Source organism: Rhodococcus sp. 06-470-2 (genome assembly GCF_002258235.1).
GTDB lineage: Bacteria > Actinomycetota > Actinomycetes > Mycobacteriales > Mycobacteriaceae > Rhodococcoides.
The window spans coordinates 346900-362317 of the sequence record NZ_NOYB01000038.1 but is presented as its reverse complement, the minus strand read 5'-3'; the positions used below and the strand labels follow the sequence as shown (position 1 = coordinate 362317).

At 63.7% G+C, this 15418-nt stretch carries 30 protein-coding genes and 1 pseudogene; 2 read left to right on the top strand and 29 right to left on the bottom strand.

Annotated features, from left to right (window positions below):
- Positions 1-97: 97 nt before the first annotated feature.
- The 28 genes and pseudogenes from CH276_RS22640 to CH276_RS22530 all read right to left on the bottom strand — a co-directional run bounded on the left by CH276_RS22640 (position 98) and on the right by CH276_RS22530 (position 13516).
- Positions 98-595 (bottom strand): hypothetical protein, encoded by a 498-nt coding sequence (locus CH276_RS22640; RefSeq protein ID WP_094629655.1) that lies wholly within the window; start codon positions 593-595, stop codon positions 98-100.
- Positions 595-1026 (bottom strand): hypothetical protein, encoded by a 432-nt coding sequence (locus CH276_RS22635; RefSeq protein WP_094629654.1) that lies wholly within the window; start codon positions 1024-1026, stop codon positions 595-597. The genes CH276_RS22640 and CH276_RS22635 overlap by 1 nt, the downstream gene beginning before the upstream one ends.
- A complete protein-coding gene (locus CH276_RS22630) occupies positions 1023-1637 on the bottom strand; it encodes a hypothetical protein (protein WP_094629653.1) in 615 nt (204 codons plus the stop codon). The genes CH276_RS22635 and CH276_RS22630 overlap by 4 nt, the downstream gene beginning before the upstream one ends.
- The gene (locus tag CH276_RS28270; protein ID WP_141214768.1) at positions 1634-1870 is read right to left on the bottom strand and encodes a zinc finger domain-containing protein; all 237 of its coding nucleotides are present in this window, start codon (positions 1868-1870) and stop codon (positions 1634-1636) included. Before CH276_RS28270 ends, CH276_RS22630 begins: the two co-directional genes overlap by 4 nt.
- A 187-nt stretch (positions 1871-2057) precedes the next feature.
- Complete coding sequence (locus CH276_RS22625; RefSeq protein ID WP_254924027.1) at positions 2058-2399, bottom strand: hypothetical protein; 342 nt, start codon at positions 2397-2399, stop codon at positions 2058-2060.
- Positions 2389-2862, bottom strand: a complete 474-nt coding sequence (locus CH276_RS22620; protein WP_094629651.1) for an HNH endonuclease — start codon at positions 2860-2862, stop codon at positions 2389-2391. Before CH276_RS22620 ends, CH276_RS22625 begins: the two co-directional genes overlap by 11 nt.
- Positions 2863-4251 carry a DNA-methyltransferase gene (locus CH276_RS22615; RefSeq protein ID WP_094629650.1) on the bottom strand — a complete coding sequence of 463 codons (1389 nt, stop codon included), beginning with the start codon at positions 4249-4251 and terminating at the stop codon, positions 2863-2865. It lies immediately after the preceding gene.
- 76 nt (positions 4252-4327) lie between these two features.
- The gene (locus tag CH276_RS22610) at positions 4328-4924 is read right to left on the bottom strand and encodes a hypothetical protein (RefSeq protein WP_094629649.1); all 597 of its coding nucleotides are present in this window, start codon (positions 4922-4924) and stop codon (positions 4328-4330) included.
- Complete coding sequence (locus CH276_RS22605; RefSeq protein ID WP_094629648.1) at positions 4921-5109, bottom strand: hypothetical protein; 189 nt, start codon at positions 5107-5109, stop codon at positions 4921-4923. The genes CH276_RS22610 and CH276_RS22605 overlap by 4 nt, the downstream gene beginning before the upstream one ends.
- The gene (locus CH276_RS28585) at positions 5106-5282 is read right to left on the bottom strand and encodes a hypothetical protein (protein WP_176459380.1); all 177 of its coding nucleotides are present in this window, start codon (positions 5280-5282) and stop codon (positions 5106-5108) included. Before CH276_RS28585 ends, CH276_RS22605 begins: the two co-directional genes overlap by 4 nt.
- Positions 5283-5284: 2 nt before the next feature.
- Positions 5285-5488: a hypothetical protein gene (locus tag CH276_RS22600; protein WP_094629647.1), complete on the bottom strand. Its 204-nt coding sequence runs from the start codon at positions 5486-5488 to the stop codon at positions 5285-5287.
- On the bottom strand, positions 5488-5943 hold the full coding sequence (locus tag CH276_RS22595) for a DUF7171 family protein (RefSeq protein WP_094629646.1): 456 nt from the start codon (positions 5941-5943) through the stop codon (positions 5488-5490). The genes CH276_RS22600 and CH276_RS22595 overlap by 1 nt, the downstream gene beginning before the upstream one ends.
- A 57-nt stretch (positions 5944-6000) precedes the next feature.
- Complete coding sequence (locus CH276_RS29325; protein WP_369597438.1) at positions 6001-6402, bottom strand: HNH endonuclease signature motif containing protein; 402 nt, start codon at positions 6400-6402, stop codon at positions 6001-6003.
- A gap of 41 nt (positions 6403-6443) precedes the next feature.
- The gene (locus CH276_RS22585; RefSeq protein WP_094629644.1) at positions 6444-7385 is read right to left on the bottom strand and encodes a hypothetical protein; all 942 of its coding nucleotides are present in this window, start codon (positions 7383-7385) and stop codon (positions 6444-6446) included.
- Positions 7382-8251, bottom strand: a complete 870-nt coding sequence (locus CH276_RS22580; protein WP_094629643.1) for a PD-(D/E)XK nuclease-like domain-containing protein — start codon at positions 8249-8251, stop codon at positions 7382-7384. The genes CH276_RS22585 and CH276_RS22580 overlap by 4 nt, the downstream gene beginning before the upstream one ends.
- On the bottom strand, positions 8248-8934 hold the full coding sequence (locus tag CH276_RS22575) for a 3'-5' exonuclease (RefSeq protein WP_094629642.1): 687 nt from the start codon (positions 8932-8934) through the stop codon (positions 8248-8250). The genes CH276_RS22580 and CH276_RS22575 overlap by 4 nt, the downstream gene beginning before the upstream one ends.
- 285 nt (positions 8935-9219) lie before the next feature.
- Complete coding sequence (locus tag CH276_RS29090; protein WP_254924030.1) at positions 9220-9633, bottom strand: hypothetical protein; 414 nt, start codon at positions 9631-9633, stop codon at positions 9220-9222.
- A gap of 426 nt (positions 9634-10059) precedes the next feature.
- A pseudogene (locus CH276_RS29085) lies at positions 10060-10473 on the bottom strand (DNA cytosine methyltransferase); the annotation flags it as partial.
- Entirely contained in the window at positions 10470-10622 is a 153-nt protein-coding gene (locus CH276_RS28580; RefSeq protein ID WP_176459379.1) for a hypothetical protein, read from the bottom strand. The pseudogene CH276_RS29085 and the gene CH276_RS28580, both read right to left, overlap by 4 nt.
- Positions 10619-10876 carry a hypothetical protein gene (locus CH276_RS22565; protein WP_094629640.1) on the bottom strand — a complete coding sequence of 86 codons (258 nt, stop codon included), beginning with the start codon at positions 10874-10876 and terminating at the stop codon, positions 10619-10621. Before CH276_RS22565 ends, CH276_RS28580 begins: the two co-directional genes overlap by 4 nt.
- Positions 10873-11193 (bottom strand): hypothetical protein, encoded by a 321-nt coding sequence (locus tag CH276_RS22560; protein WP_094629639.1) that lies wholly within the window; start codon positions 11191-11193, stop codon positions 10873-10875. Before CH276_RS22560 ends, CH276_RS22565 begins: the two co-directional genes overlap by 4 nt.
- Positions 11190-11318 carry a hypothetical protein gene (locus CH276_RS29080; protein WP_254924026.1) on the bottom strand — a complete coding sequence of 43 codons (129 nt, stop codon included), beginning with the start codon at positions 11316-11318 and terminating at the stop codon, positions 11190-11192. The genes CH276_RS22560 and CH276_RS29080 overlap by 4 nt, the downstream gene beginning before the upstream one ends.
- A gap of 62 nt (positions 11319-11380) precedes the next feature.
- Complete coding sequence (locus CH276_RS22550; protein WP_094629637.1) at positions 11381-11794, bottom strand: hypothetical protein; 414 nt, start codon at positions 11792-11794, stop codon at positions 11381-11383.
- Entirely contained in the window at positions 11794-11916 is a 123-nt protein-coding gene (locus tag CH276_RS29075; protein ID WP_254924025.1) for a hypothetical protein, read from the bottom strand. Before CH276_RS29075 ends, CH276_RS22550 begins: the two co-directional genes overlap by 1 nt.
- Positions 11913-12407, bottom strand: coding sequence for a hypothetical protein (locus CH276_RS22545; RefSeq protein ID WP_094629636.1), 495 nt, complete (start codon positions 12405-12407; stop codon positions 11913-11915). The genes CH276_RS29075 and CH276_RS22545 overlap by 4 nt, the downstream gene beginning before the upstream one ends.
- Positions 12404-12769, bottom strand: a complete 366-nt coding sequence (locus CH276_RS22540; protein WP_094629635.1) for a DUF7432 family protein — start codon at positions 12767-12769, stop codon at positions 12404-12406. The genes CH276_RS22545 and CH276_RS22540 overlap by 4 nt, the downstream gene beginning before the upstream one ends.
- Before the next feature lie 64 nt (positions 12770-12833).
- A complete protein-coding gene (locus tag CH276_RS22535; protein WP_094629634.1) occupies positions 12834-13013 on the bottom strand; it encodes a hypothetical protein in 180 nt (59 codons plus the stop codon).
- On the bottom strand, positions 13010-13516 hold the full coding sequence (locus CH276_RS22530; protein ID WP_254924024.1) for an HNH endonuclease signature motif containing protein: 507 nt from the start codon (positions 13514-13516) through the stop codon (positions 13010-13012). Before CH276_RS22530 ends, CH276_RS22535 begins: the two co-directional genes overlap by 4 nt.
- Positions 13517-13904: 388 nt before the next feature.
- Here CH276_RS22530 and CH276_RS22525 point away from each other — a divergent pair, with 388 nt between their 5' ends.
- Positions 13905-14222 carry a helix-turn-helix domain-containing protein gene (locus CH276_RS22525; RefSeq protein ID WP_094629709.1) on the top strand — a complete coding sequence of 106 codons (318 nt, stop codon included), beginning with the start codon at positions 13905-13907 and terminating at the stop codon, positions 14220-14222.
- On the opposite strand, the gene CH276_RS22520 is transcribed toward CH276_RS22525, so the two are convergent.
- Complete coding sequence (locus CH276_RS22520; RefSeq protein WP_094689130.1) at positions 14182-14658, bottom strand: phosphoribosyltransferase; 477 nt, start codon at positions 14656-14658, stop codon at positions 14182-14184. The two genes, CH276_RS22525 and CH276_RS22520, sit on opposite strands and share 41 nt — an antisense overlap.
- An 82-nt stretch (positions 14659-14740) precedes the next feature.
- Between CH276_RS22520 and CH276_RS22515 the strand changes: the two genes are divergently transcribed.
- Positions 14741-15409 (top strand): class I SAM-dependent methyltransferase, encoded by a 669-nt coding sequence (locus tag CH276_RS22515; RefSeq protein ID WP_052683931.1) that lies wholly within the window; start codon positions 14741-14743, stop codon positions 15407-15409.
- Positions 15410-15418: the final 9 nt, after the last annotated feature.

Genomic DNA, 15418 nt, shown 5'->3' with positions numbered 1-15418 from the left:
GAGCAGGAGCGTCGACCGAAGAAGCCGTCGTAGATCCCCCATCCGTCGCATCGCCCGCAGCGGACCTGCTCAGTCTTACGCGGCCTGTACCCCGGCATTACGCGTCCACTCCGTGCTTGGTGAGGTCGACGGCGGCGGGCTCCGACGGAACAGGCTGACCGGCGGCGCGGGACTTGATCTTCCCCGCCAACTCCTCGATCTCCGCATCAATCGCAGAACGCGTGACCTCGGTGACCTCCACCTTGATCGCCGCATCCACCCCATGCAGCTTCGCCTGACGATCCAAAATGGCTTTCGCCGCGTTCACCGTCTGCGCGAACCCCATGCTGTTGCGGTCACCGTTGACGATCCGGTCCTCCACCTGATCCCACAACCAGTCCAACCGTTCGTTGATCTTCGCCCGGTACGACTCGACGTCCTTCGTCTCGATCCGATTCGCGACCCGGGCGACGGCACGCTGAGCGGCCTGCTTCGACGAATACCCGAGCTGCGTCGCGATGGTCTCCCACTCCGAGTCAGTGTCCCGTCGTAGGCGTAGCGCCTCGAGGGCCTTCTCGCGGTCGTTCAACCGTCCACGGCTGGTCGTGTTGGCCATCACCGACCGCCCTGCTCGACGAGCGGGTTGGACCACGACATGTGCTTGCCGAGGCCGTCATCGACGAAGCCCCGGACCCGCGCACCGTTGGCGAGTGTCAGGTCGACATACGGCGGAGTGTTGACGTCGAAGCCAACCGATCCGGTGATGGCGGGCGGGACAGACGCCTGTGCCTCAAGCTCGCGGATACGGGCGGCCATGAGTTCCATGTCGCTACGCGAGTGGGCAACGAACTCGGCGTTGCGGGCTGCTTGAGCGTCGCGGTCACCGTCGTCGGGATCCAAGTCCCCCGCGCCACAGGATGCGACGTCCCAGCCACCTCGGGTGACGTTGTGCAGTCCGTCGATCACGTCCCGGTACGTCCACGGCAGGGGGCTTGCGCCGTTGATGCGGGCTTGGATGGCGTCGAGGTCGAGGGCCCGGTCGGTCATGGTGTCGCCTCCGTCATCCGATTTTGGTGGCTCGTGTGTGCAGGTACGGATACGAGTGTATCGCCGTCTGGTGCGAGCTGTGGCCATGCGATTTTGGCGAGTGCGAGCTTGTGTCGTTCGAGGATCAGGAACGGCAGGGGGTAGCCGCAGTGTTGGGCGGCGATGGTGGCGAGGGCGGCGGCGTCTGCTGCGTCGTCGGTGGGGAGTTGCAGCTGTGGCCACATGCGGGCGACGGCGGCGACGACTTCGGCTTTCTTCGCGTTGCCGCGGTCGCAGATGTGCTTCTTCAGCGTCGTGCTGGGCACCACGGCGTACGGGATTTGGAGGGCGGTGAGGGCGTCGATGATGAGCCACCAGAGGTGCGCTCGGTCCCATGCGCCGGGGTCTGCGCCGCGTGAGTATGCGGGGCCTTCGATGCAGGCGAGTTGGGTGTCGCGGGGGATGAGTTTCATGACGTTGTTGCGGTGTTGGGTGATGCGGGTTTGGCGGTCTTGCCAGGTGTCGGTGCGGGTGCCGCGGCTGGTGGCGAGGTGGGTGATGGGGTCGTGGCCGGGGCGGAGGGTGGTGACGCCGAAGCTGACGAGGCTGGGGTCGAGTCCGACGACGGTCATGGTGTCTCGTTTCGTTGTTGGTCGGCTTGTTGGAGGCGGCGTAGGCGGGTGGCGTGGTTGGTGCGGCAGTGGTGGGCGGGGAAGTTTTCGAGTGGCCGGCGGGGTTCTGCTGGGGTGCGGCCGGGGACGGTGCAGGGTTCACCGGCGGGGGCGTGGCAGTACCGGCACGCGACGGTCAACGCGAGTTGCCGGGTCTGCATCTGATCGAACGACGGGTTACGCATCGGGGTCATTTGCTCACCCTTGCGAGAAATTTGGTCTCGTGTTCGTGCGCGTTTCTTACGTTGGACGAAGATCTTTTTCCGGTGTTGGTATCTACGTTCGTCCGTCCGTTCGTCCGTACGTTAAAGCCATTGTCAAATCGAAATGGCAAATGGGTGTTTTGCCATCGGTTTGCTATCGGTTTTGCCATATGGCAAATCAGTCGTTCCATCGTGCTTCGGCCCCCTTCTTTCCCGCTTCGGATCGGATCTCTGAGAGTGCTTGTTGGGCGGCTCCGACGACGTTGCGGTTGCCCCAGTTCTTGATGCGGTAACCGCCTTCGATGCACTCCCACAGTTCGGCCATGACCAGGAGTTTCGCGTCGGCTGCGGTGCCGTGGATGAAGGGGAGGGCGGAGCGTTTGATGACGCCGTCGGTGCCGTGTCCTGCGGAGTGGGCGATGGACATGGCGTAGACGAATCCGGCTTGCTTCCCTTTGGCTCCTGAATCGAGCAGGGTGAGGATTTTGTCGTGCGTTGCGATGTTGGTGTCAAGACGCACCCAGGGGAGTCCCATCGGTCACCTCCGATGGCATTTTGGGTATCAAATCGGCGTTTACAAGGGCGGTTTTGTCGAGAAATCCGCTCATGTAGGCGGCGAATACGAGGCGGCAGAGGGGGTCGCCGCAGTAGTCGATGCAGTGGCATTCGGGGAGTGCGAGATTGAATTCTGCGGTGGCGCGGTCGTTGACTTGGCCCCAGAGATGGAGTGCTGATTGGTGGAGGCCGTGTCGTTCGGCTACGTCTGCGACGAGGTCGAGGCCGGGGGTGGTGGAGGACTTCCCGACGTTGCACGGTTCGCATGCGGTGATGAGGTTGTCGGGTTCGTCTTTGCCGCCGAGGGCTTTGGGTAGGACGTGGTCGACGACGAGGCGAGTTTCGTTGTCTGCCTTCGCTCCGCAGTATCGGCAGGTGTATCCGTCGCGTTGGAGGATCTCGTAGCGGAGGCGCTTACTGACGGCCATCTACTGCACCTCCTCGAAGTTGAATCCGACCTCGATCGGCTTAGTGATGCGCTTGACGATGAGGGGCAAGTAGTCGGCCTCTCGTTCGATCGCGATGCATCGCATGTGTTCGTGGATGCACGCTTCAGCAGTGGTGCCGGATCCTGCGAAGGGTTCGAGGACGGTGCCGTTGGGTGGTGTGACGAGGCGGACGAGCCAGCGCATGAGGTCGAGTGGTTTCACTGTTGGGTGTTGGACACCGTCGACGGATGGGCGCTCGCTCGATGGGGCTTTGGCTTCGTAGCGGAAGGTGGGGAAGAACCGTGATGCGCCACCGGTGTCGCCGTAGCCGGACCATGCGGCGCGGTCGTAGTGGCCGTAGATGCCGTTGTCTCCGGTGGCGGACTGTTCGTCGCCACGGACGCTTCCGCCTGCCACGCGAACACCGCTCTGATGATCCAGCTCTGACGCTTGGGTGTCGTCGAGCAGGACGTTGGTGGGCCAACGTCCTGCTTCGTGCTGCGTGACGCCGCGGGGTACTGCGGTGGCGTGGAATGGGCGGGCGTTCATGCCGCCGTGTTTCAGTGGCGGCCCGCCGGATCCTTTGAGTGTGTCTGTGGTCGCGACTCGGCAGGCGTTGATGTTCAGTGCCCCGGTTCCGTAGGCGGTGACGTTGGCGGCCACTGTTCCTGCGAGTGGTTTACGGCCAACAACGATCGGCTCGAATGACGGCTTGAGGGCGGTACCCCACCCGTCCCATTGCTGCGCTGCCGCGGTGGAAGGGGCTGTGACTGAGGGTATGAACTCGCGGCCGTTGTCCTTGATCCACGACCCTGTCTTGTTCTGATCTGCGCCTGGGATCATGCGCTTGACTGGTGGCCCTTCGGCGAGCACTTCTCGTTCCACTCCGGCGGCGCGGTCCATTGCTTTGCCGACGTCGAGCGACTTGGGGAATCCGGATCCGTATAGCCATGCGATGGAGTCGCGTATCTCGAAGCCGGAGTCTTCGACGGCCGAGGCGAGCCGGTGCCAGGTGCGTGAGCCGCCGAACGAGACGATGTACCCGCCGGGCTTGAGTACGCGGAGGCATTCGGTTGCCCATGCCTCGCACCAGTTTTGAAAGTTGCGCATCGCGCTCGGAGACAGGTCGTAGCGGCCGGCGTCCATCGCGCCGGTGTCTCCGATTTGGTCGTCGGTTCGTTCGCGGCCGCGACGGTGGATGCCTGGTGTTCCGGCTGAGCGGGTGGACCCGAATTCGCCGGGTTGGTCCCATTGTTTGCCCATGAAGGCGATGCCGTAGGGCGGGTCGGTGACGACGGAGTCGACGGAGCTGTCGGGCAGGGTGCGGAGGATGTCGAGGCAGTCGCCGTGGTGGAGGGTGACGGTGTCGTCTTGGTAGTGGATTGTCACCGGCAGTTCACCGGCCAGGCAGAATGGACTGTATCGCTCTTACTGACATTGTCAGTGGGCGCGGCTAGAATCGTCATTACTCACCGTTCCTGTTCAGCGGGTGGGTCATGCCCCCGGCTGTGTCCAGCAGCGCGGGGGCTTCTTCGTCTACCTTACCGCTCGTGTCGGCGGGGGTAATGGATTCTGCCTGTGCGTTGAGTGCTGCTTCGTAGGCGCGGTTGTCAGCGGCCCAGCCGGCGCAGACGATGGCGGGGGTGCCGTCTTTCTGCCAGCACGCCCAGCCGTTGGTGGGGGGCCGGTAGTCGGTGTGGGCTCCGGTGAGGGCGCGGGTTTCGTACCCTTCGTCGTGGCGGTAGGACGTCACCTTGGCCATGCCGTCGTGGCAGAGGAATCGGTTCTCGGGGATGTAAGGCATGGTGTCGCCGCCGATGGCTTGCCGTTCGGGGCTGTTTCGTCGGTAGGCGCAGTCGCCGCAGCGGTTCGGCTGGACGGCCATGGGGCCTTCCTGCGGTGGCGCGGTTTGCGGTTCGACAACGGGCTGCCAGCAGGTGCATTTGTCGCCGTCGGTGTTGGCGGCTCCGATGCAGCACATGTTGAGGGTCGCGTCGGGTGCACGGAGGTGCGCGGGGTGCATGTCGACGTGCTCGTACGCGACGACGCGGGGCTGCTTCATGAGTCCCACTCGTTGATGGCGAGGTATGCGTGCCAGGGCCAGATGGCGGCGAGTGCGATGCCGAGGCCGACGCGTTCGAGGGTGACATGGTGGCGGTCCATTTCGGGTGCGTTCCACGTTGCGACGGTGCATGCGACCGCGCCTGCTGCGTACGCGGTGAGGAAGCCCGCGAGGTAGTTCTTCATCTCGGTGCCTTGTCGGTGGGTGTGAGGGTGAGGCGGTGTTCGGGGGTGTTGGTGGGGTAGCCGTGTGCGTGGTCGAGGACTCGTGTGAAGGCGCTGCACACGATGACGCCGACCATGCATGCCCCCGCCGCCGACAGGGCGACGGCGGAGGCGATGACACGGGCGTTGGACATGGTCACTCGGTGACCGGCCGTTTCTCCTTCGGGGTGACGAGGAGGTACGGCGGCTTGTTGACGGCGACCGCGTTCTTCACTGCGAGACCGGGGGTGTCCCAGCTGCGGTGCGACTTGCCGACGACGGCCCCGTTGTTCGATACCCGCGTCCACTCGTAGTTGTCACCGGTGGCGGTGACGGCGACGCGGTGCTGCTTGGCGGCCATCAGTTGGCACCGGAGAACGAGGGGCGGACGATCTTCGCCGATTCGCCTGTGTCGGTGGGCGTGTCGCTGTTCTGCGCGGCGCGTTCGGCGTTGGTGTAGCCGTCCTCCCCCACCTCATCATCCGGGCCTTCGCCTTCAGGTTGTCCGACGCCGTAGTCGCCATACGCGGCGTTCGCACCCGACTCGTACGGCAACTCCGGATCGTCCGACGCGGGCTTGACGACAGGCTTCCCGAGCTCGGCGTCGACGACCTTGAACCGTGCGATCGCCCGCTCCCCGTCCTTCACGATGTCGGTGCCCGACAGGGTGCACTCGACGACGATGGTCATTGTGCGGCGCTCCCCTGGCTCGGGGACGTGTTCGTACAGGGTGGTGGGGGATCCGGAGAAGCTGTACTTCACCATCGTGTCCGACTGTCCGTCGGGGGTGCCGTTGAAGTTCTTGACTGTGGCCATTGTTCTGTAGTTCCAATCTGTGAGGGTGGAGCTCGGGCGGAAACTCAGGGGAGGGGGTTACTGGCTTGCAGCAGCGCGTCTTTCGCGCTGCCGGTTTCTACGGCACGTGACGCAAAAGCGTTTGCCTGCCGAATTGACTCGGACGTTTTCGCCGGTCAAGGGGTGCCCGCTGCGTAGGCATGTTGTTCGGGGGTGCCTGCCCACGACAGGGGACCGCGCCATATTGATTGCGTGAGTAACAGGTTCGAGATGATCTGGGTTGCAGCAGGGTGGGTTTCGGCACAAATGGTCCAATTCGTGCCCAGCTTGCACAGGCCCATTGGTGAGTTCCCACATCGCGACGTGTGCCAATCGGTGACCTCCCAGCACTGAGAGCTTGAGAGTTCCGTACCCGTGTGCGTTTCGTGAGCCCGTCCATTCCCAGCAACCAGATGGGATGACGTTGATTCGAGAGGTCATGTGAGCGACCGGGTCCATTACCTGCACCCCCTTCGGCATGACTAGTTACCTCGTTGGTCTTTGCTCTGCGCTTCAACGAGGAACTCGATAATTTCGCTCGCTTCGCTCTTCTTCACCTGCTTGGTGTCGGTAATGTCGCGCCGCAGGTTGGATGTCAGCCACTCGTGACGCGCCTCCGAGGTGGTGAGGCCTTCCTTCTTCAGCAGGGCCTGCAGCTTCCCAAGCTGCGCCGAGGACAGCAGCTCACCGGCCGGTTCGTCAGAAGCAGGTTCGGACGCTGGCTCAGCAGCTGGCTCGTCGTACGGGACTTCCTCCCCGTGCGAAACATCCACGGTCTCGGCTGGTTCCTCGCGAGTGATACCGAGGTCGTCCGAGATCCGCTTTCCGTCGACTCGCTCGGCCGTCGCGCGGACAGGTTTCGCGTCCTCCATCTCCTCGCGGGAGTACGGCATACCGAGGAGGCAGTCCGGCGCGGTACGGCGCGCGCACTCGGCGGTGGCGCGGGCGTACAGCATGTTCTCGAGCTCGGTGTCGTACTTCTTGTTCGAGAAGTAGCCGGCCTTCCGTGCCCGAGCCTCGGTCCACTCCGACGTCTCGATGCGGTCACTACCCTTCCGCTTACCGCAGACGACGACGCGGCCGGGTTCGACAGTCTCAGTCCAGATTTCGTGGCCGTTGGCCTGGACTACGGCTTTCATCACCCGGGCGAACGTGGAGGGTGTTCCGTGGACGATGAAGATGTTCTGCAGGGCGGCGATGGCGTCGAGTCCCCACTTCGCGCCGGCCATGATGGCGACGGCTCCGTCTTCGGGCTTGCCGCGGAAGTGGGCGGGTACGAGGGTGGTCTTGCAGATCGACTGCGCGAGTGTGTAGGCATGGCCCATCTGCTGCACCTGCTCGGCGAGTGCACCCGAGATGGACAGTGGTGTAGGCGACGGGGCGATGGCGGCCGACTTAGCGACGGCAACTTCGGTGCTGCTCATGCGGTGTATTCCTCCTGGGTGAATGCCCACTTCGGCAGGCTGATGGGGTAGACGTCGCGGTCCCACGACGGCCAGTGGTCGTTGGCTACGCATCGGGCGTAGAGGTCGATGGCTTTGCGGTTGCGGCGGCGGCCTAGGTCGGCCGAGTCGGCGTCGAACTGGGTGACGGACACGAGGTACGGTGCGGTCTTCTCCTGTGCGACAAACACGAACGCTGGGTCGTCGTCGAGACCAACAGCTTTCACGCCGTCGACGTACCAGGGATCCTGCTGGTGGTAGCCGTAGCTGCAGGCGTGGCGGGCGAAGGCTTCCGGCTCAGCCGATGCCGTCGTCTTGTAATCCACCAACAGCAGTCGGCTTGCAGGACGAGTCATCCAGTCGGGGCGCGCACGCAAGCGAACACCGGTGATGGGGTCGTCGTAGTAGAGGGATTGTTCTGCTTGCCCTTCGCTGGTGAAAAGGTTGCGGGCGATGGGGTGCTCGAGCAACGCCGTTGCCATATCAACGACCTGCTGATATTCCTCTGGCTTCAGTGGAACTGCGCCAGCGGCTCGGGCCTCGGCGATGAATGCCTTCGCGTCCTTCGTCGATGCGGCCCCGTTGGACGCCAGTAGTTTCGGAGGGATGGCACGTAGCTCGGCACCAACACCGAGCACTCGAGCGTGTGCCGCGTGTCCGAAGTCGAAGATCTTCTTCGGCGCTGACGGATGGTCTTGTTCGTATCGGAACTTCGCTGGTGACTCATCAAGGATTCGCCGTGCTCCCGACGACGACAGGCTGTTGCGGTCGCCGTGGTAGACCGCATCCGAGATGCCGTCGTAGACACCGTTCTTCGATGGTGGGGCATCCAGCAGTGCCGCGGTCATGCTGCACCTCGGATGGGCCATTGGGTGTTGACGTCGGAGGCGTCTTTCCCGGTGCGCTCGAAGTAGTCCCGCAGGCTTTCCTGCTGCTCGCGGTAGAGCACGGCCTGGCGGTCCATGAGTTCGTCGACGGTCAGTTCCGCGAGGCCGGGGTTGGCGCGGCCGATGATCCACGCCAATCGGGCTGCTGCGAGGGCGTCGGCGTCGGCGGAGTGGGCGTTGCCGAGCTCCACACCGTAGTGCTGGCACGTGACACCGAGGTTCCGCTTCCCGGGCCGGAATTTGTCGACGGCCTTGTCGAGGACGTACGCGTCGACGATCGGCCCGGGTGTGAGGGGTGGGTAGCCGAGGCGGATGCCCTCGGCGTTGATGAGGGTGAAATCGAAGCTCGCGTTGTAGGCGGCGATGATGCGGCCCTGCATCCATGCTGCCTCGATGGCGTCGCGGATTTCCTTGTAGCCGTCGCGGTAGTCCTGGCCGTCGTTGCGGGCTTTCTCGGTGGTGATGCCGTGGATGTCGGATGCGCCGGTGGGGATGTCGATTTCGGGGTCGACGAGCCAGTTGCGAGTGTCCTTCTCTGCACCGTCGATGGTGATGAAGCAGGCGGTGACGATGCGGGCCGACGTCGGTGTCGGCGATGTTGTCTCGAGGTCGAACGCGGCGAGGGGGTTCGTTGTCCATGTCATCGCAGACCGCCGGTGAGGGTGAGGATGGCGATGAGGACGGTGGCGGCCGCGAGGGAGTAGATCAACGTTTCGGCGCGGGTGAGGCGTGTCCCTTGAGGGAATTTCGGTGTCATTGTTTTGCTCGATTCTGTTGCTGCTGGCGGCGTGTCGCGACTTCAGCGCAGGACATGCACAGTCCGGTGGCGAGGCTGATGGGGGTGTTCGATGCGGGTTGCGCGCACATGACGCAGTCGAGGATGGAGCCCGTGATGCGGCGGTTACTGCGCGCCATATTCGTACGAGCCATCACGACACCGCCGTCAAGAGGTCGGTGCGCATCCGCAGCAGCGACGAGTACGCGGCAACGGCCTGCGGTGGGCAGACACCATTACCGATCGCCTTGAGCTGCTCGTTACGCGACAGGTTGATCGCCGGGTTGGTGACGTGCCCCTCGGGAAGGAACATCATCCACTCGGGGAACGGCGCTGCGAGCCGGGGATCACCCTTGGTATTCGGCTCAGTCGGTGACGGTGCGGGCCGCGACAGCCGCTCCTGCCTGTGGATTGCCGGCGCATAGATGCCCCACTTCCCCTCCATGGTGACGGTGGTGCGGAGATCCGCACCACCGTCACCATGGAGTCCTGCACCGTTGCCGTCCGTCGTGCGCGGCGTCGGCAGGAGTCGACGAGTCGCCCCAGGCAAGTCTTCGAATGCTGGCATGTGCCTCGGCCAGTGACCCGCGCTTATCTGTGCAATCTCTTCCAGTCCGGGTGGTGACGACTGTCCACCACCCGATCGTCGACCGTTGGCAACAGAAGCTGACATTGCACGGCCACTCTTCGAGTTGATAGTCCGAGGCGTTGGGAGCAGGTCTACGGGTGCAACGTCGCTCCGAGCACTTCCGCCAGACTGCCCATCCCCTGCTGCGTGTGCGCTCGTGCTGCTGGCGCTGTCATCGACGCCTGCCCGTCCGCAGCCCGCGGCGTTGGCAACATCCGCACGAGCCCATCGAGGCTCGGTCGCACCGGCACCCCCGGGCTCGGTGATTGATTCGAGCCGTACTGTGTCGCGGTCGGCGTTGGGAGTAGTGATGAGGATGAAGAGTCGTTCTCGTCGATGGCAGGCTCCGACGTCGGAAGCTCGTACAGACGTCCACCGGACATGTAGCCCGTCTTCGGCACAGTCTCCGAGTACTCGATCGAACCCCATAGACCGATGGCCGGCCACATTTTCCAGGAGTGTGAATCGTGGTCGTAGACGGCGAATTGCGTGGAGGACGTAGGGCCAGAGGTGGCGTTCATCGGCGGTTCCTTTGCGTCGCCCGGCGGCGCTGAACGGCTGGCATGGGTAGCCGCCGGTGAGGACGTCGACGGATTCGAGGGCGTCCCAATCAAGTTCGGTGACGTCGTGGTGGTTGGGCACCGTCGGCCAGTGGTGGGCGAGAATCTTCGACGGTGCGGCTTCCCACTCGCAGTGCCACGCAACGGACGAGCCTGGGAAGAGTTGCAGGGCAGCGAGATCAAGGCCGCCGTACCCGGAGAACAATGATCCGATTCTCATGCGTCGGCCTTCTCTCGTTCGAGTTTCTTCTGCAGGGTGGCGGCGGGCATCCGGAGGGCTTTCGCGATCCGCTCGTCGGGCCACCCGAACGACTTGAACCAGGCGTATTCCGAACGCCACGAATCGGATTCGTACCGGCCGCGTTTCATGCCGACACCACCCGAAGGTTGGTGCGTTCGACGCGACGGTCAGTGATCGCTTCGACACGGCGAATCGTCGTGAGGATCGATTCCTCCACCGGGACGAACGCGGCGAGCGCCATCATGATCTGCGCCATCCGCTCCGGCTCGGCAATGCACTGCTCCACCAGATTCCGGTACAGCTCGAGGGGCCACTGGTCGCGGATGTCTTCGCACACCTGCAGTGCCGCGTTGGCGATAGCGTCATGGTCGGTGTACCTCACAGCGGCACCCCCTCGGCACGGTCGACTGCGATGTCGCGGGCGTGATCCCCAGCACCGTCCATGCGGTCAGCGACAGCCTCGGCGGCGATACGGCCGTCCTCGTCCATCGCGTCGATCGCAGTGCGGAGCAGCACCCAGTGGCCGTCCTCGGGTGCATGCTCCACCGTGCCGTCCCATTCCCAGTCGGGGTGATCGATGAACACCTCGAAGGTGCGGGTGACGCTGTCGTCCGCTGTCGGTTTGGTGTCGGCCGCAGCGAACGTTTCACCGGTGGGGTTGCCGTCGACGAGGAGGGCGAACGTGACGAGGCCGCTCATACCGTCGCCGCCTTCCGGTCGGCGAGCATGAGGATGGCCCCGTTGACGGCGAACGTGACCTGCGTGTAGTCCGTCGCCGCGAACGTCGGTTCGGCTACGACCTGGCCGTCGACTGCGATGGTCATGCGGATCCGGCCATCAGGTTCGACGCTGGTATCGACGGTCGTGAAACCGTCCTGCATGCGGATCACTGGTGCGCCACCGCCCGCCACTGCTCGACCGGGGTGGGATCGCCATCGGTGCTGCCGTACTCCAGCAGGTTGTTCACCATCCGACGGAGAACCGTCACGGTGTTGTCCGGTGAAAACAAGGCATCGGCGTCGCGGTCGTCGATACCCAGCATCATGGCGGCGTGGTCCGCGACGTGCAGCAACTGACCATCTGGCGTGCGGACAGTCGATGCCCGGAAATTCCTCACCCCGTTCGACGCAACGATGTGGTTCTTGTCGTCCTCCGAAGAGACGAACCGGCCGCCCGCGAAGAACGACGCCCAACCAGCAAAACAACGGGCCGTGCCGCAACGCCACCACTGCTGATCATGGTCGTAAGGGTGAGTTTCGATATGCGCGATCGTGCGATACAGGAGGTCGACGTTGGCCATCACGCCATCACCAACTTGCCACGATCAACAATGAATGCCTCAAGCGGTTTGGGGGCCGGGGAGATGGCCCACAGGAACCCACCGACCATGCACGCCTGCACGGCGTAACCGAGGTAGATCATGCCGACACCTGCTCTACATTGAGCGCGGCGATGGCGGCAAGGTTCCAGATGCAACCGGACGCGCAATCCCAGCCGTAGTACCAATTGAGGTCTCCGTACCGTTGTTTCCATTGGTAGGGCGCGATGATGATGCCGTCGTACTCGCCATACAGACGTGGCCAGTCGATCGACCAATGACTTTCTATGCCGCGCTCCAGGTACCAGCTGTCGGCGATGTGATATTTCGCGTCGAAAGCGACGAGTTCGGCCTCCGAATTGATACGAAGGACGTTGGCCTCAGCCGTGAGCGTTACGACGTGAGGAACCGTCAGGCTCTCGAGAGCGAACTCTTCGGACCTGCACCATGAAGGCCAGTCGTCTTCTCCGGCTACCGACACCCAGAATCCGGCTGGCTTGTCGCCTCGCTGGTGCCGCTCGCTGTAGTCGAAATCAGGGACAAGGTTGAATGCTCGCGAGTGGTAGTGGACCAGCGTGCCAGGTTCGATGCTCATGCCGACACCGCCTCGGGGACCGGCAGGCCCTCACGCTTCGCCCACCCGGTCACGAACTGCGGATACTGCGGCGCGACCCCCGTCTCGACCCACGCAAGATACTGCTTCTCCGCACTGTCCCAATCCGTCTGCGCCGCAGCCAGTTTCTCCGCCTGCACCTCCTCGGTGACACGCGTCCGAATCTCGCCGTCGACGTAATCGAAGCCCGCGTTCTGCGCGTTCTGCAGGAAGTCGGCGTACGAACGGAGCAGGTCCGGATCGTCGGCGAACATGTCGATCCGGAACGACGCCACCGTCTCGCCACGCTTCGCGTACGAGTCCAGGTCTTCGAATGTGGTGGGGCGACCGCTACTCTGGGTCATATCAATCTCCTAGGGGTTGGTGAAAGAGAGCCGTCCAGCAGCCACTGGGCGGCTTTCGTCTTGTTCAGGGGCGACGCAGTCCCGACGCCGTGATGCGGGCCAGCTGATGCAGGCCAGCGGGCGCGGGAGGCGTGTACGAGATGCCGCGGGCCTTGTCGATCGCACGACGCGCTTCGACCCGCTCCGCGAGCGTGAGAGACGGGCGGTCGGCGAGAAGCTGATCGATCAGTGCTGCGGCGGTCATGATGCGACCGCCAGTTCGGCCGCGGCGAGAATCTTGCGGACTCGGTCGGCGGTGTTGTACCTGCCGACGGTGCCCGTGCGCTCGCGATGACGACGCTGGGTTTCGAGGGTGCAGACTCGACAGTTGCGGATTTGTAATCCGTTGGGCCGCTTCTTGATGATGAGATTCGCGCCTGCCAGTGGGTGGCCTTTGTGACAGCGAATTTTCGTGGCTTGGATCGACCGGGAGCAGTTGACCCGGCCGGTGACGGGTTCCAAGTGCTCGGGGTTGCAGCACTTGCGGTTGCGGCAGAGGTGGTCGATCTGGAGGCCGTCTGGGATTGGGCCGACGAGTTCGACGTACGCGACCACATGGGTGCTGCACGTCTTACCGTTTCTGCCGACTTGTCCGTAGCCGCGGTTGCTGGTCGCGCCTTGCCATTCCCAGCATTGACTGGTGTGACCACGGTCGATTTCGGTGACCTTGGTCTGCATGTTGATCGGGAGTTCGGTGACGGTGTGCATGTTGTTCCTCCTTTCTGTGTTCATGAGGCGAGGGTTGCTGTCGACTTGAATCGGTGAGGCTCTGGCCGGATCTCTTTGCGAGGCGGTGCATCTGGGAACCACCGACGCAAGGTTGCGTGTGAGACGGGGTAGCCGGTGATGTGGTTGATTTCGGCTGCGAGGCCGCGCCACCCCACCCCCGCCCTGCGTCGTTGAGAGACGAACGCGGTCAGGCTTGTACCGGTGAGTCGAGACTCGATGAGTTCTCGTGCTGCGGTTGCCATGCAGTGAAATGTGCCACTCACACATTTGTGTGTCAACACGGCTCGCTGGGTGATTTATCCGTTGTTGCAGTGTGAGACGTAACAAAGTGTTGCAGTGCGTGCCAGATGTGCCTATGCTTCAGCTCATGACAACAGCAGTGAATGGATCTACAGGGTGGCGTCCAGCGGACACGCTGGAGAACCGTTTGCGCCTAGTGCGCGCCGAGAAGAAGCTCTCTCAACGGGAGGCGGCCGAGACGATCGGCATAACCCAGCGGGAATGGCAGGGCATGGAGGAAGGTCGCGCTGCTCGCCGGGTCGACGTGAAGGTCGCGAAGATCGCGCTCGCGTTCGGTGTCGACCGGGATTGGCTGATGTGGGGCGGACCGCTGGTGGATCCGAATCCGGAGACGCCGGATGACCTTATGGGCGGATCTGAGGGAGTGAACTCCACGGAAAATTGATCCACTTATCGGTCTCACGCCACGAATAGTCCGGCCGCACAATGGTTCTCGGCTTGGTGTAGATCACGGCCGACCGCACCTCGGGCGTGTGCGCCTTCAACAGGTCGATCACCAGCGCCAGCGTGCGGCCGGAATCGGCGACGTCGTCGACGACGAGCAACTTCTTGCCGACGATCGCGTCGGTGTCCAGAAGGGGCTCGAGGACAACCGGATCGGGCAGGGTCTCCTCGATGTCGGAGTAGAACTCGACGTTGAGGGTGCCCGCTGCCTTGACGCCCATGGCGTAGGCAATCGCACCCGCGGGAATGAGACCGCCGCGAGCGATCGCGATGACGATGTCCGGGACGAACCCGTCGTCGACGATCTGCTCGGTGAGTTCACGCGAGGCGTCCCCGAACGTCGCCCACGTCAGTACTTCACGTTCCTGTTCGGTCATGAACGATCACTCTACCCAGGCGGCGTTTGCCAATCGAGCAAATTTGTTTGCGCCCACGGTCGTGAGCGGGCATTCTCGAATCATGGCCGACCACACGCACGCTCACACTCATGCCGCCGACCGGACCCCCGCAGAGCCGGACTTCGAGAACGGTGCCTTCGACGAAGCATTCTGGGACGACCTCTACAACCAGCGCACCACCATCTGGAGCGGACATCCCAATGCCGTGTTGGTACAGGAAGCGTCCGAGCTGACTCCGGGCCGCGCCCTGGACATCGGCTGCGGGGAAGGTGCCGACTCCCTGTGGTTGGCCGGTGAAGGCTGGCACGTGACCGGCGTCGACATCTCAGATGTCGCCCTCGGCCGCGCCCGCGCGGCACAACAGGCACTCGAGCCGCACACACTCGCGGTGAACTGGCAGCAGCACGACGTTCTGGACTGGACTCCTCCGACGGAGGCATTCGATCTCGTGTCGGTGCACTTCCTCCAGGTGCCACCGGACGAGCTCGAATTGACCACCCGCAGGTTCGCCGCAGCGGTCTCGCCGAAGGGACGTCTGCTGATCGTCGGCCACAGTCCCAGCGACAGCCACGCCTCGCAGCATCCGGCCAAGCACAGACTCTTCGCACCGGAACCGGTCGTCGCTGCGGCAGGCGATGGGTTCGAGGTGATCCACGCCGAACACCGCACCCGCACGACGCCGGACGGCGACGAGCGAATCGACACGGTCGTGGTGCTGCAACGTCGGTAGGCTCGGGCG

Bases quoted from the DNA above. Each gene is read 5' to 3' on its own strand.
- CH276_RS22640 (WP_094629655.1), bottom strand. From the start codon at position 595: ATGGCCAACACGACCAGCCGTGGACGGTTGAACGACCGCGAGAAGGCC.
- CH276_RS22635 (WP_094629654.1), bottom strand. From the start codon at position 1,026: ATGACCGACCGGGCCCTCGACCTCGACGCCATCCAAGCCCGCATCAAC.
- CH276_RS22630 (WP_094629653.1), bottom strand. From the start codon at position 1,637: ATGACCGTCGTCGGACTCGACCCCAGCCTCGTCAGCTTCGGCGTCACC.
- CH276_RS28270 (WP_141214768.1), bottom strand. From the start codon at position 1,870: ATGACCCCGATGCGTAACCCGTCGTTCGATCAGATGCAGACCCGGCAA.
- CH276_RS22620 (WP_094629651.1), bottom strand. From the start codon at position 2,862: ATGGCCGTCAGTAAGCGCCTCCGCTACGAGATCCTCCAACGCGACGGA.
- CH276_RS22610 (WP_094629649.1), bottom strand. From the start codon at position 4,924: ATGAAGCAGCCCCGCGTCGTCGCGTACGAGCACGTCGACATGCACCCC.
- CH276_RS22605 (WP_094629648.1), bottom strand. From the start codon at position 5,109: ATGAAGAACTACCTCGCGGGCTTCCTCACCGCGTACGCAGCAGGCGCG.
- CH276_RS28585 (WP_176459380.1), bottom strand. From the start codon at position 5,282: ATGTCCAACGCCCGTGTCATCGCCTCCGCCGTCGCCCTGTCGGCGGCG.
- CH276_RS22600 (WP_094629647.1), bottom strand. From the start codon at position 5,488: ATGGCCGCCAAGCAGCACCGCGTCGCCGTCACCGCCACCGGTGACAAC.
- CH276_RS22595 (WP_094629646.1), bottom strand. From the start codon at position 5,943: ATGGCCACAGTCAAGAACTTCAACGGCACCCCCGACGGACAGTCGGAC.
- CH276_RS29325 (WP_369597438.1), bottom strand. From the start codon at position 6,402: ATGACCTCTCGAATCAACGTCATCCCATCTGGTTGCTGGGAATGGACG.
- CH276_RS22585 (WP_094629644.1), bottom strand. From the start codon at position 7,385: ATGAGCAGCACCGAAGTTGCCGTCGCTAAGTCGGCCGCCATCGCCCCG.
- CH276_RS22580 (WP_094629643.1), bottom strand. From the start codon at position 8,251: ATGACCGCGGCACTGCTGGATGCCCCACCATCGAAGAACGGTGTCTAC.
- CH276_RS22575 (WP_094629642.1), bottom strand. From the start codon at position 8,934: ATGACATGGACAACGAACCCCCTCGCCGCGTTCGACCTCGAGACAACA.
- CH276_RS29090 (WP_254924030.1), bottom strand. From the start codon at position 9,633: ATGCCAGCATTCGAAGACTTGCCTGGGGCGACTCGTCGACTCCTGCCG.
- CH276_RS28580 (WP_176459379.1), bottom strand. From the start codon at position 10,622: ATGAAACGCGGCCGGTACGAATCCGATTCGTGGCGTTCGGAATACGCC.
- CH276_RS22560 (WP_094629639.1), bottom strand. From the start codon at position 11,193: ATGAGCGGCCTCGTCACGTTCGCCCTCCTCGTCGACGGCAACCCCACC.
- CH276_RS29080 (WP_254924026.1), bottom strand. From the start codon at position 11,318: ATGACCATCGCAGTCGACGGCCAGGTCGTAGCCGAACCGACGTTCGCG.
- CH276_RS22550 (WP_094629637.1), bottom strand. From the start codon at position 11,794: ATGGCCAACGTCGACCTCCTGTATCGCACGATCGCGCATATCGAAACT.
- CH276_RS29075 (WP_254924025.1), bottom strand. From the start codon at position 11,916: ATGATCTACCTCGGTTACGCCGTGCAGGCGTGCATGGTCGGTGGGTTC.
- CH276_RS22545 (WP_094629636.1), bottom strand. From the start codon at position 12,407: ATGAGCATCGAACCTGGCACGCTGGTCCACTACCACTCGCGAGCATTC.
- CH276_RS22540 (WP_094629635.1), bottom strand. From the start codon at position 12,769: ATGACCCAGAGTAGCGGTCGCCCCACCACATTCGAAGACCTGGACTCG.
- CH276_RS22535 (WP_094629634.1), bottom strand. From the start codon at position 13,013: ATGACCGCCGCAGCACTGATCGATCAGCTTCTCGCCGACCGCCCGTCT.
- CH276_RS22530 (WP_254924024.1), bottom strand. From the start codon at position 13,516: ATGCACACCGTCACCGAACTCCCGATCAACATGCAGACCAAGGTCACC.
- CH276_RS22525 (WP_094629709.1), top strand. From the start codon at position 13,905: ATGACAACAGCAGTGAATGGATCTACAGGGTGGCGTCCAGCGGACACG.
- CH276_RS22520 (WP_094689130.1), bottom strand. From the start codon at position 14,658: ATGACCGAACAGGAACGTGAAGTACTGACGTGGGCGACGTTCGGGGAC.
- CH276_RS22515 (WP_052683931.1), top strand. From the start codon at position 14,741: ATGGCCGACCACACGCACGCTCACACTCATGCCGCCGACCGGACCCCC.